The organism is Deltaproteobacteria bacterium (assembly GCA_022340465.1).
Lineage (GTDB): Bacteria > Desulfobacterota > Desulfobacteria > Desulfobacterales > B30-G6 > JAJDNW01.
This window is the reverse complement of record JAJDNW010000010.1, coordinates 20,128-33,366: the sequence shown is the minus strand read 5'-3', so window position 1 is coordinate 33,366 and position 13,239 is coordinate 20,128. Positions and strand designations below refer to the sequence as shown.

General features: G+C 55.7%; 10 protein-coding genes. 2 read left to right on the top strand and 8 right to left on the bottom strand.

The genetic code is table 11. The features are described from left to right. Positions 1–397 precede the first annotated feature (397 nt). The 5 genes from LJE94_01775 to LJE94_01755 form a co-directional block, all read right to left on the bottom strand. Positions 398–1,981 carry a beta-ketoacyl synthase gene (locus tag LJE94_01775; protein ID MCG6908833.1) on the bottom strand — a complete coding sequence of 528 codons (1,584 nt, stop codon included), beginning with the start codon at positions 1,979–1,981 and terminating at the stop codon, positions 398–400. Positions 1,982–2,201: 220 nt separating this feature from the next. Continuing rightward, on the bottom strand, positions 2,202–2,471 hold the full coding sequence (locus tag LJE94_01770) for a hypothetical protein (GenBank protein MCG6908832.1): 270 nt from the start codon (positions 2,469–2,471) through the stop codon (positions 2,202–2,204). Next, positions 2,468–3,454, bottom strand: a complete 987-nt coding sequence (dusB, locus tag LJE94_01765; protein MCG6908831.1) for a tRNA dihydrouridine synthase DusB — start codon at positions 3,452–3,454, stop codon at positions 2,468–2,470. The genes LJE94_01770 and dusB overlap by 4 nt, the downstream gene beginning before the upstream one ends. A gap of 259 nt (positions 3,455–3,713) precedes the next feature. Next, entirely contained in the window at positions 3,714–4,577 is an 864-nt protein-coding gene (locus LJE94_01760) for a DUF1848 domain-containing protein (GenBank protein ID MCG6908830.1), read from the bottom strand. Positions 4,578–4,611: 34 nt separating this feature from the next. Further along, the gene (locus LJE94_01755) at positions 4,612–4,938 is read right to left on the bottom strand and encodes a hypothetical protein (protein MCG6908829.1); all 327 of its coding nucleotides are present in this window, start codon (positions 4,936–4,938) and stop codon (positions 4,612–4,614) included. A gap of 221 nt (positions 4,939–5,159) precedes the next feature. Here LJE94_01755 and ppdK point away from each other — a divergent pair, with 221 nt between their 5' ends. Together ppdK and LJE94_01745 are read left to right on the top strand one after the other, a co-directional pair. Further along, positions 5,160–7,898 carry a pyruvate, phosphate dikinase gene (gene ppdK, locus LJE94_01750; protein ID MCG6908828.1) on the top strand — a complete coding sequence of 913 codons (2,739 nt, stop codon included), beginning with the start codon at positions 5,160–5,162 and terminating at the stop codon, positions 7,896–7,898. A 1-nt stretch (position 7,899) separates the two neighbouring features. Continuing rightward, positions 7,900–9,198, top strand: a complete 1,299-nt coding sequence (locus tag LJE94_01745; protein ID MCG6908827.1) for an aminotransferase class I/II-fold pyridoxal phosphate-dependent enzyme — start codon at positions 7,900–7,902, stop codon at positions 9,196–9,198. Here the strand turns inward: LJE94_01745 and LJE94_01740 are convergent. From LJE94_01740 to LJE94_01730, 3 genes are all read right to left on the bottom strand, one after another. Further along, positions 9,170–10,774: a hypothetical protein gene (locus LJE94_01740; GenBank protein MCG6908826.1), complete on the bottom strand. Its 1,605-nt coding sequence runs from the start codon at positions 10,772–10,774 to the stop codon at positions 9,170–9,172. The two genes, LJE94_01745 and LJE94_01740, sit on opposite strands and share 29 nt — an antisense overlap. 217 nt (positions 10,775–10,991) lie before the next feature. After that, on the bottom strand, positions 10,992–11,156 hold the full coding sequence (locus tag LJE94_01735; protein ID MCG6908825.1) for a hypothetical protein: 165 nt from the start codon (positions 11,154–11,156) through the stop codon (positions 10,992–10,994). A 35-nt stretch (positions 11,157–11,191) separates the two neighbouring features. Then, positions 11,192–13,189, bottom strand: a complete 1,998-nt coding sequence (locus tag LJE94_01730; GenBank protein MCG6908824.1) for a universal stress protein — start codon at positions 13,187–13,189, stop codon at positions 11,192–11,194. Positions 13,190–13,239: the final 50 nt, after the last annotated feature.

Here is a 13,239-nt window from a genome sequence, read left to right as displayed (position 1 = left end):
ATTTCACGGACTCGGGCATCATCGGATCCAGGGAGTTCGTCACCAGACACTACCAGCAGTTCAAGCATCATTTTCAGTCGAAAAACGAGAAAGTACCCAAACCGATCCAGGGTCTTTCGGGGATCTACTCCCTGAAACGGCTTTCGGAATTGATCTGAAGAGACAACCTCCGCTATTACAGTGTTTTCAGCCGGTTTAAAGGGCCGGCGTGCGCCCGCACGATAAAATCCCACCTTGAAGCATCCGCCCATCACTATGTTTCCGGCGATTATCTTGCCGGGTTTGACGCACATGAAGGCTGGAAAGCTCTTTTTAGAGCGGATATTATTGAAAAAGCGTTAAGTACCTGTCCCTTTTAATTTTTTAATTTCGTCCAAGATCAGTTTAACTTCTTGCGCTACCATCTTTTACAAATCACACATGCATTGATTCCACCAATCCCCATGTTGATTTTTCCTGCGATATCACTTTTCTTAACCTCCTGTTCATCACTCACCAGACAATGATGATAGGGACGGATGTTGTCATGCAATTCATTTTCATCAAAATTGATCGGCAACAATTTACCCTTTGAAAAGCCCAGGTGCTGAGCAGTCAGTTCCCAGCCACCGCAGACGGACATGCCGTGTCCGAAGGTTCCTTTTCTTGCTGTAAACCGCGTGGTCTCCGGAAAGATTTCAATGACGTTCTGAAACTCCATCCAATCCCCGGGTGTTGCGGTTGCATGCATATCCCACGTAGCCACATCGTCCGCTTGGATGCCGGCACTGTCAAGCGCCGCATGAATTGCTTCAGCCGGCCCTTTTTGCGACGGGGTTATTATGTGATCGGCATCGGAGGTCAGTGAAACGCTCAGAATTTCGAGTCCAATTGGTTTAAAACCTTTTTTCATCAGATAGTCGGCATCAGCAACAATCCAAATACAGGCGCCACCTGAGATGTGTGTGCCGCGCATACCCGAAAAAGGTTTTGATACCTGTCCGTCATGGGACAACACCCGGGCACCGTAAAACGTTCCTACGGATAAGGGATGGGGCTCGGGGTCGGTCGTCCCGATAACCGCTGCTTTCGCCTGCCCAAGCTGAATGGCATTCATGGCAACTTTCAAAGCGGTCCCAAATCCTGAACAGGCGGCTACCGGTGCAAACGTCGCCCCGGTAATCTTACCAATCATCGAAATCTGAGCTGCCGGTATGTTGGGTATGTTCCAAAGTAATGTTGGATCTACCGCATTCCACGGTTCGATGGGACAACCGTATTTCGCATTGAGTTTTCGCCTGGCACCCGTCTTTCTTCGGATCAGATGCATTTTACCAATATCGATGTCCCCTGTCAGCCCTTCCGCTTCGATCTCTCTCAATTCCTCAAGATACCGTTTCAATCCATCCGATCGCTGAATCCAGAAAGCATACCAGGATTCCTGAGCATCCTCATAGATTTCATTTTTTGAATCCATTTCTGAAGGATCTGGCGGTGAATTCAACTGGTTCCGTATACGCTGCTTCTCGTCAGCGGATGCCCGCTGGTAGGCGGCAAGTTCCTTGTTTTTATCCTCCCGGCACCAAAACCGATTCCAACGCTTTTGAGCTTTGTAGTAAACCACTACCCGGTCGTATTGCAGCGGAAAATCGCCAGTCCCGGTCCCGACATAGACATGCGCCTTTGTTCCAAGGTCCTGCAGCAGTTTTTCCACACCTGGATTCTGATTGAGAGACTGAATAAAGGCACCAATGGCATATTTAACCATGTTACCCATTTTTTCATCTAGTTGAGAATATTTTCGTGGGCCGAATCGCTCGTCCAACCATGATTTGTAAACAGAAAAGTCGAATTCTGGACGTCCCACTAAAAAATTGGATGGCCCGAAACCCCGGTGCGGTTCCAACCATGAAGTGGTTTGCGATAGATTTCGTTCAAAAACTTCTATATTGGGTGACTTAGGAGCTACGACCCCCCAACCAAAAATACCGATACGTTTCACCAGTTAGGATCCTCCTTTAACATTCGATTCCTTTCATTCTTTCGGACCTATAACCAATAACAACGATAACATTGCTCTTCTGCACCTAATTAGGTGTGCTTATCGCTCTTTGTGGCCGGTTTTGGGGCGCCGGGCAGGCTTCTTGTTATCCATGCTGCAATAGCCATGCGGTGACCATCGTGACGGTACGACCGATACCGAAACGGCAAATATCCGGTCGTCACTTCCCCTGCCCGAAAAACATGTAGGCCAGAATAAAGCCGATGCCGACAAGGGCCACGTACAACCCGTTCAGCACACTCTGATATTTGGCGCGCTTCCCGGGATCTTCCTCCTTCTCGATCAGGGCCTTAAAATTGTTGTGGTCTTCCATGGGGTTGGAAAGCAGATCGACATCGTACCCGTTATCTTTCAGAGCGATCTTCATCTGCTGCAGGGAATAGAGGATGTAGAATATCGAAAAAAAGATGCCTAGTGCCAACCAGTTCATTTCTGTTTTCCCCCTGTATGGCGTTTGTAGTTTTGGATGATTTCCAGCGCTTCTGTCTGGGTGGAGATGTGCTTGATCGCTTCACGGAAGCTGCTGCTGTGCGGCATACCTTTGGTAAACCAGCCCAGGCGGCTGCGCAGCATGTAGCAGGCATGCGTTTCGCCGAGATAAGCCACCGACGCTTTCAGATACCGCTTCATCATGTCGATGCGCATGCCGTCAGTCACCTTCCGAAGCGGCTCCCCCTTCGACAAGCAGGCCACCTCTGAAAATATCCAGGGATAACCGACAGCGCCCCTGCCGATCATAACGAGATCGCAGTCGGTCTCCTGCTTCATTCTGAGGGCATCTTCGGCCTTGCCGATGTCCCCGTTGCCGATCACCGGTATACGGCTCTTTGCCTTGATCTCCCTTATCAGGGACCAATCCGCCTCGCCGCCGAACCCCTGGCTTGCCAGCCTGGGATGCACGGCAACGGCATCCACCCCGCTGTCTTCCGCGATCCTGACGATCGCATGGGCCTGTTCGCCCGAGCGCTCCCACCCTGTACGGATCTTTATGGTCAGCGGGATGCGAATCGACCGCCTGACGGCTTCGATGACGGCTCTGGCTTTTTGAGGAGTCCGCATCAACGCCGCACCCGATCCCGATTTTAATATTTTTCTCACCGAACAACCGAAATTGATGTCCAGAATGTCGGCACCCGCAGCTTCGACCATGCGCGCGGCTTCTGCCATGACATCGGGCTCCGCACCGAATATCTGCACGGAAAGCGGCTTTTCCCTGACATGGCTGTCCATGATTTTCTGGGTTTTTCGCGACCTGTAGACCAATCCATATGAACTGATCATCTCCGAGCACACCAGCGCGCACCCCTCTTCCTTGGCCATGAGGCGCATGGGCAGATTGGTGATCCCCGCCATGGGCGCAAGCACGGTCATGTCGGTCAGGGTGACGTTCCCTATTTTCACGGGTTCATTCAATGATATCCAAACGCCTTCGATTCCTATCGATGCCAGCCACCAAGGCACGAAGATCTTATCAGAAGCCAAACCAAGCGTCTTCGGCTAAAGCCGAAGGTTTGTGAGATCCAGGGGCCGGGGGGTCGAGTGGAAAAAAGCTCATAGCCGATAGCGTGCCATGAGCTATGACCTGTCAGCAATGAGCCCATTTCTATTTCACCCGAACCCTCGAACCCTGAAATCCTCGAATCCTTTTAACACCACAAATAATTTACCCGTATCATGACACCGCGGGACGGGCGTAGCAGTACAAACACCTGTGATAACACGGGTGCTCCGCATAGGAGCCGACGTCCACCGACACCTTGCAGCCGCACCCCGCCTTGACCCGCTGCCCCCTGTCCCGCTGCAGCGAGACCCCCGGTCCATACAACTCCGCCAGCAGGTCATTGGGCACGCACGCGCCGGCGTTCACCTCAAGATCCGCCGGAAGTACCTCCAAAAGGGCATTTTCGCAGCAGGTCGTGAGAACGATCCCTTTCGATGAAAGCGTGGCCTGCATGCGACCGAGAATTTCAATTTTCTTCTCAACCGGCGGGTCCAGGAACGCAAACCCTCCCATCGATTTGATCCTTCTGCCGATCTTGGGGTAGAAATCCATGAAGCTGGTGATGCACCGCTCGATGCCCGCATCGGAAGCCGCCGCCGCGATCATCTCGAAATCGTTTAAATTATCCCGCACCTCGCCATCTTCTTTGGAATAGAACACCAGGGGATCGAAGCGCCAGGTGACCCCCCTCGGGTTACCACCCTTTTGTAATGCCGTCAGCTGTTTGAGCCGCTGCCGGAGCGGCGGGACCTGCGGTTCCAGAAGGGGGTCCTCTGAATTTACCGTAAAGTTGAAAAAAAGATTATAGCCGGCATCCTGCAGAAGCCGGTTGTAATTTCCGTCGATAAACGGGCCGAAGTTCTTGGACCAGAACACGATGCTGTGCACGGCATCCGGCGACGCGGGCACCCGTCTCGAACGCCGGTTGTAGGGGTTGACCACTTCAAAACAGCCCCTTTGCAGCCTGTCCATGAACCAGGGCATGTAGAATGCCGGGATATCGGTCCTCCGCGAAGCGGAAATGACAGTTTTCAACGCACACCCATCCCTTCGTCACCGATGAATCCCCTCATTCCTTTTTGAAATCCCTGAATGAAATGACGGTTCCCCTGTCCGGCTTGTCTTTAGCCGCATCCTCCTTGTCTGCCGCCGGCTTTGGCGACTCCGGCGCGCGCACCTTCTCCAGGCGCATCTTTTTTCCATTCATGGTAAAGGTGTCGCCGTTGATGTAGACGTCCCTCAAGATCCAGGTGGTCACCTGCAGGGGAATCTGCAGCATGAGCAGGGTCACGTGGTACCAGTCCGGTTTCGAATCCGGCAGAATGCTCTCTATGCGCGCAAACACAAGGGGGTTGTCTTCCAGGTATATCAGGACAATGTCATTTTCCACGGCCATGGGGTTCAACCTCTTTGCTGAAAACGATCAAATATTCACCAAAACAGTCAAATGCTTGCATCCTTGCAACGTTGAAATGATGAGCGTGGCGCAACAATAGCAAAAATATTGTAGCCGCGCACCCTATTTGTTATATGTCGTGTACGGTGTGGTCAACGGGGTGTGAAAACGTATCGCAGGCCACTGTGATACCAGCTTGCAATTTTATTTGAGGTGCCGTCATGACGAAAAAATGGGTTTACCATTTCAATGAACTGGACCTGGCTGAAGAACACATGGGAAACGACTGGGAAAATGTCCGCGGTCTGCTGGGAGGCAAAGGCGCAAACCTGGCCGAAATGGTGCGTATCGGCGCTCCGGTCCCCCCGGGGTTTACCGTGACCACAGAAGCCTGCAACGCGTATTTAGCCTCAAAGAGCGTTTTTTCCGAAGAGATCTGGGAGCAGGAAATCAAAGCCCTGCGACTCATCGAGGAGGAAACCGGCAAATCCTTCGGCTCCACCGAAAACCCCCTGCTGGTATCCTGCCGGTCCGGGGCAAAGTTTTCCATGCCCGGTATGATGGACACCGTCCTCAATATCGGCCTCAACGACGAGACCGCCGACGGCATGGTCAAACTGACCGGGGATGAGCGGTTCGTGTTCGATGCATACAGGCGCCTGATCCAGATGTTCGGCACGGTTGTCATGGGCCTGCCGGACGACATCTTTGAAGAGGTCATCACCGCCGCCCGCGAAAAAGCCGGGGTGGAAGTGGATACCGATCTCGAGGCGGCGGACTGGATCGACATCACCCGTCAGTTCAAATCGGTCTTCCGGCGTCACGCCAGCCGTGATTTCCCCATGGACCCCTATGAGCAGATGATGCTGGCCACCGAAGCCGTTTTCAAGAGCTGGAACGGCAAGCGTGCGGTCGATTACCGCAACGCCGCCGGCATCCCCCACGACTTAGGCACGGCCGTCAACATCGTCACCATGGTTTTCGGCAACATGGGTGACGACAGCGCCACCGGGGTCGCCATGACCCGCAACGGCTCCACGGGTGAAAAGTTCATCGAGGGGGACTTTTTGACCAATGCCCAGGGCGAAGACGTGGTTGCCGGCATCCGTATGACCAAAGACATCTCGCAGCTCCGTGACGAGATGCCCACCGCCTACAGGGAGTTCGAGGAAATCGCCGAGCGCCTTGAAAAGCACTACCGGGAGATGCAGGATGTCGAATTCACCATTGAAAAGAAAAAGCTGTGGATGCTGCAGACCCGCGACGGCAAACGCACGGCCCGGGCGGCCGTACGCATCGCCGTCGACATGGTCGGAGAGGGACTGATTTCAAAAGAGGAAGCGCTCATGCGGGTGACCCCGGCACAAGTCGACTTCTTTCTCCATCCCCAGTTCAGCATCGAAGCGGTCGATGTCGCCAAGGAAATGGGCAACCTCTTTGCGACAGGGCTGAATGTGTCCCCGGGCGCCGCCATCGGTGTGGTGGCCCTGGATGCGGACCTGGCCGAAACATGGTCCAAAGAGGAAAACAAACAGGTCATCATGGTGCGCCCGGAAACCAGACCCGATGACGTCCACGGCATGCTGGCCGCCCAGGGCATTATCACCAGTCGGGGGGGGCGTACCAGCCACGCGGCACTGGTGGCGCGCCAATTCGGCAAGCCGGCCGTCGTCGGCGTTTCAGGCCTGAAGATCGACATGGCCAAGCGGCAGATCGAACTGGGCGACACCGTTATCAAAGAGGGAGACTGGCTCTCCATCGACGGCACCGTGGGAGAAATTTACATCGGTCAGCTCGACACCACCGTTCCCGACATCAAGGACCCCTGGCTGGACAAACTGCTGAAGTGGGCGGATGAATACCGCCGGCTGGGGGTCTGGGCCAACGCCGACTACCCCGCCGATGCCATCAGGGCGCGTGATTACGGGGCCGAAGGAATCGGCCTTTGCCGGTCGGAGCACATGTTTTTCGAACCGGAAAGACTTCCCTTCGTGCAGAAAATGATCATGACGGACCTGCCGATCGAAAGGCAGGAAGCCCTTGATGCCCTGCTCCCGTTCCAGAGGGAGGATTTCACGGGGCTTTTCCGTGCCATGGACGGGCTGCCGGTCATCATCCGTCTGCTCGACCCGCCGCTGCATGAATTTCTGCCCAGCAACATGGTCCTCATGCGCGAGCTCTCCGACCTCAAAATACGCCTGCAGCATGCCGGCAACCTGCAGGAAATAGATGCATTGCTCGACCAGGTCAAACAAAAGGAAAGTATACTGAAACGCGTCGAAAGCATCCGGGAAGAAAATCCCATGCTGGGGATGAGAGGCGTTCGCCTGGGAATTCACATCCCCGAGCTGACCAGCATGCAAGTCCGTGCGATTTTCGAAGCCGCCTGCCAGGTTGCCAAAGACGGTGTGGCGGTGCACCCTGAAATCATGATTCCTCTCACCAGCCACGTCAACGAGCTCAAGCTCCAGCGTTCGGTTCTGGAAGAAGAGGCGCTCCGCGTCATGCTGAAAGAAAAAATGGAAATCGATTATAAATTCGGAACCATGATCGAAATTCCCAGGGCGGCCTTCACGGCGGATAAGATTGCGGAGTTCGCCGCATTCATTTCCTTCGGCACCAACGACCTGACCCAGACAACGTATGGTATTTCCAGGGATGACGCGGAATCCAGCTTCATGTTCGAATACATGGAAAAAGGCATTCTGCCGGACAATCCCTTTGCCACCATTGATGAAGACGGTGTGGGGGAACTGATGAAAATAGCTGTCACCAAAGGGCGCAGCGTGAATCCGGACCTTGAGTGCGGCATCTGCGGTGAACATGGCGGTGAACCGCGATCCATAAAGCTTTGCCATGATCTGGGCTTGACCTATGTTTCGTGTTCCCCCTTCCGGGTACCCATTGCCAGGCTGGCGGCTGCCCAGGCGGCACTTGCCGAAAACTCGGGAGAATTATAACATGTCCCTATATGCAGACAGGAATCGGTTGATCGGCACCGAAAACGCCTTCAAAATCGGCCCCCACATTGCCAAATTGGAGGCTTCGGGGTCGCCGGTGATAAAACTGAATCTCGGGGAGCCGGATTTCAGCGCCCCCGAATGGGTCAAGAACGCAGTCATCCGCAACATCAGGGAAGACAATTCCCACTACTGCGACCCCAAAGGCATTTTGCCGTTCCGCGAAGCCGTTGCCGGACAGATCAACGAAACGCGGGGACTGGAGGTCACCCCCGAGCATGTCTGCATCTTCCCGGGGGGCAAACCCTCCATCGGTTTTGCCCAGCAGATCTACTGCAACCCGGGGGACGAAATCATCTACCCCAGCCCCGGTTTTCCCATCTACGAATCTTTTATCCGCTACATCGGAGCGGTGCCCGTTCCGCTGCATCTCGAAGAAGAACGTAATTTCACCATATCCGCCGAACAGTTGGAAAAATTGATCACCCCGAAAACCAAGCTGATCATTCTCAATTTTCCGTCCAACCCTACCGGCGGCGTGGCCGAAAAAAAGCAGCTCGAATCGATGGCCGACGTCATTATGGATAAGTGCCGTCCGCACGTCCGCGTCTATTCCGATGAAATATATGAGAACATCCTGTTTGACGGCAGGAAGCACCACTCCATCGCGTCGGTGCCCGGCATGGCGGAACGGACCATTGTCAGCAGCGGACTTTCCAAGTCTTTTGCCTGGACCGGAGGCCGTATCGGTTATGCCGTCATGCCCACCATCGAAGAGGCGGATGCCTTCAAAAACATGAACATCAACTATTTCAGCTGCGTGCCTCCCTACAATCAGGCCGGTGGCACGGTGGCTCTGACGGACCCGGCCTCCGGCCCCTGGATGGCGCACATGGCGTCTACCTTTCAAAAAAGGCGCGACGTCATCGTCCGCATGCTCAACGACATAGAGGGTGTCCGATGCCAGACGCCCGGCGGCGCTTTTTATCTTTTTCCGAACATAGCAGGATTGTGCCGGCGCCTGGGTGTGTTCGAGGCCATGCAGGACCTTCCCGAAGAGACCCGCTGCTTGACCTCGCCGTCCACATTGTTTCAGATGTTCGCCCTTTACGACCACCACGTAGCCGTCATGGACAGACGGTCGTTCGGCGCCATCGGCACCGAAAACCTGCATTTTCTCAGACTTTCCATCGCCTCCGATATCGAAAGCCTCAAAGAGGGCGTCCGGCGTCTCGCGGCTGCCGGCAACGATGCAAGGGGATTTTCACGGTTTATTCGAAAAGGCGAAAACCTGTATTAGCCGCGGGTGTGCCCATGCGGAACAGAGGCCTGGCGGTGTTGCATGTCAGGGCATAAAAGAACAGGATGATGCACATGATTTGGAGCACCCGTTTGCCCCTGAGCGATAAGCGCCAGGGTGGGAGAAGGAAGGCGGTGCTGAAACCGGCGCAGCCGAAAAAAAGGGAAAAAAGGCGGGCGTTTCCCGGCGACCACGCATACACGAGGCTAACGAGGTAACAGTAGCCGGTCAAGGCTACGGCGACAGCTTTCAGCCTGCGCGGCCCCCTCAAAATGGCGTACACCATCGCCGGAAAAATGAGTAAAAACCCGAAGGGACCGAACCATGACTGGGAACCGCCGGGCGCCCATGTGATGGCAAACGGTTCCGTCGCTCCGGCCGTACCGTCAAGATAGCCTGGTAAAAGGCCGTAAAGCCATTGCAGCAATTCAATCGGGCTGAACCCCAACACCCTGCTGCAAAAAAGTTCCGCCGGCAGTGTCAGGTGTATGGATTCCAGTGTATAGCGGACAGCATTGGCCAGGGCGCCCTGCAAACCATCCTGGTTGTAAAACGGGCCGAACGCCGCCTGACTTCCGAGCCAATCATTCCCGTGAGCGACATTGATCGCCACCAGCCACACCTGGGAAAACAACAGCAGAGGCAGGATGGCGGCCAGGGTCCTGGCCTTGTGGCCCGATACCAGCGACAGCAGGGTGACACTGCCGTGCCGTCGAACAAGCAGCACCCAGGCAAGCACCAACACCAGCGTCGGAAAGATCAACTCCGCTTTTTCACCTGAAACGGCAAATGCGATTCCCACCACTAGTAGAAGCAGTTCATTGATGTTCAATCTTTCCACGATCCGGTACACCGCCAACAGGCAAAAAAGCCCGACGGCCACCGGAACGATCTCGCCTCCCGGCGTCGTCGCCTGATACACCATCCGCGGCATGCTGAGTACAATCAGGGAGACGGTCAGTGCGGTGGGCGGCCAGGCATAGCGCCGGGCCAGAGCATAGGTGCTGCCGGCAATGGAGACGTAGGCCATCAAGCCGAACAGGTTGACGCCCACATCGGTGTCAAACCGGAGGAACATGTAAGCCAGGGCGGCGTGGTTGAACGGGAAAAAGGCCGGCATGCCGTGCGATGCGGCCGGCGCGGCCCAAATACCGTTGTCCCGCAAGTAAACGATCTGGTTGAGCTGTTTACAGCCGGCCGCGTCCGGGGGGATGCTCAACGCCAGGGCGACCATATAAACCAGCCCCAAGGCGATTGCGGACACGGCCAGAGGATTTGCCTTCCAAAACGTGAAGAAGGCTGCTGACTCCCTTCCGAATTGAGAACGGCGTCTCCAGAGGAAACCTGCGGACACGGCCAGCAGAACGATTTCCACCACGGTGAGAAGACCGTGCAACCCGCTCACCATAGCCATTTGAAAAAGCAGTGAAAGCAGCATCAGGGTCGTAACGACGGCATAGGAAACCGCTTCCGCAAAGGTGGTATTCCATCCCCGGCAAAGCATGAATCCCACCGAGCAGAAGGTTGCGATTTCCGCTATCGATGTGAAGACAGCCGTGAAAAAAAGAAGTTGCATCGCGTCTTTACCCTCATGCCGTTTCCCCGTTCTTGTCCATTGCCGCCGATCCGGATTTTTTTCGGGCGTTTTCCTGCATCAGGTGGTCGCGGATTTCGATCATGAAATTCTGCATATCCTTTGCCAGCCGCCTGCATTCGGGGCAGTAGACCTTCTTGCGAATTTTACCGTGGACATTGTTTTGATGCCAGTACCAGGCAACATAAGGACTGTCCTTTCAGAATTTTTTCCCGGTGTACTCTGCTATGGGGCAGCCAAAGCAGACGAGGACGTAGTAAATTCTGCAGGGCGGACAATCCAGCACACCGCCGTCGCTCCCCTTGCCGTCGATGATGCGTTGCCATTTTTTTACCGAAGCCTCCATGATGCGAACCTTGTCCATAAAGAACTCCTCTGCAATCGTTTCAAAGTCGGGATTCACTGCATGCACTGCCAGAAGTTTCCGTGCACCTGTTTCAGATGCTGAATAGCGGTGGCTATCCGCTTTTGCTTAACCGTTTCTTTCCTGAAATTCGCGATGTTTGTAACAGAAAGTCCCGTCAGTTCACGCAAAACGGCTTTGACGCCGCCGGCCATGGCCTCGAGATCGTAACCGCCTTCCAGGGTAAACACCAGCCGCCCCCGGCAGGTTTCTTCTGCAATTTCCATCAGAATCCGGGTCATGACGGCAATCCCCTCGCTGTCCACCCGCATTCCTCCCAGCGGGTCGGAAGAATGAACGTCGAAGCCGGCCGAAACCAGTATCAGGTCCGGCTTGAACTCGTAAGCCAGCGGCCGCAGCACCCGATCGAACAGCTCTGCGTAATCCCCCGAACCGTATCCTCCGGCAAGGGGAATGTTGACGGTATAACCCTCCCCTGCCCCCATGCCGACCTCGGTAAAGAAACCGGAGCCGGGGAAATGGGGATATTGGTGTATTGAAAAGAAGAGCACCGTGGGGTCGATTTCGAAGATATGCTGCGTGCCGTTGCCGTGATGGACATCCCAGTCCACGATCAGGATGCGCTCGATGCCTGACAGATTGCGGGCATAAGCGGCACCGACGGCGACGTTGTTGAAAAGGCAGTACCCCATGGCACGATTGCGTTCGGCATGGTGACCGGGCGGCCTTACCAGGGCAAACCCGTTTTTCAGCTCACCCGCGACCACCCGCTCGATCAACGCCAGCAAACCGCCGGCGGCGTAAAGCGCCGCCCGGTAAGATCCCCTCGACACGGGCGTATCCGGAGCCAGGGCGGCCCTGGCATGATGCCGGCTGGCGGCCACCTGCTGCAGGTATTCACGGGAGTGAACCGCCAGGATCTCTTCGGCTTCCGCCCGGCGTGGAGGAACGACGACAAGATGATCGCCCAGCCGGCCGTCGTCCAGTACGTCGTAAACGGCCGCGAGGCGGCCCGGTTGTTCGGGGTGCCCCGGGGCGGTTTCATGATCCATGTAGACGGGATCCCTGACGATTCCGGTGGTTTTGAGGGTTTCCGAAAACGCTTTGCCCGTTTTTTCGACAACGGCGCCCGGCACCGCCAGCACCGGACACGGCGCCCGGCGCAACATTTTTTCCGTGGTCGAACCTATCAGCAGCTTTCCCAGGGCATGGTGATACCGGACACCGATGACGAGCATGTCCGGCGCCGTCTTTCCCGCAGCAACCAGCAGCCGGTCACCCGGGGCTCCCTGTTCCAGAAGCGTACGGATCCTGAGTTCTTCCGCGACATCCCGAGGAATGCATTCCCTGAGCCTGATATCCGTTTTCTCGGCCAGGGTTTGCTGAACGTCGGCGTAGTGGCCGGCCGTGCTGTCCACGAGGGCTTCGTTGATCGCTGACTCCATGACGTGTGCCAGATGCAGCTCCGCATCGAAAGCCCGCGCCAGGAAGGCTGCCAGCCCCACGGCACTGTCGGAGGATTCCAAAAGGTCACAGGCGGCCATGATCCTTTCCACCAGTGGCGGCCGGGCAATACGGTCACTCCCGGCTTCCGGTGGCAGACTTCTCAGCACCAGCAACGGGCATGCCACCCGGCGGGCCATTCTTTCGACGACGGTACCGATAAACAGCCGTTTGAAAGCCGAAACGCCGTGGCTTGCCGCAATCACCAGGTCGACCTTCAGGCGCCTGGCTTCATCCGCCGCCTTTATCACCGGGTCGCCGGGCACGACCAAAGGCTCCCAGTCGACCGGACACCCCTGCATCAGGGTCGCCAGCTTTTCACGGGCTTCGGCAAGCCGGCGGCCTTGTTCGCCGCCCCGTTCGAATTCAGCGGAAGCGTAAATGGGGTCGCCCGGGGAATAGACCGTGTGCATGACGGTCAGACGGGCATCGAAACGCCGGGCGAATAAGATGCCCCAGGCCGTAACCAACGATGAGAATTGCGAAAAATCAACCGCGCAGAGAATGTGCGCCAGTCCGGTCCTCTTCATGGTTGTCCTTTCCGCACAACGGCCATGCTAAACAGATCGGTATTGACAGG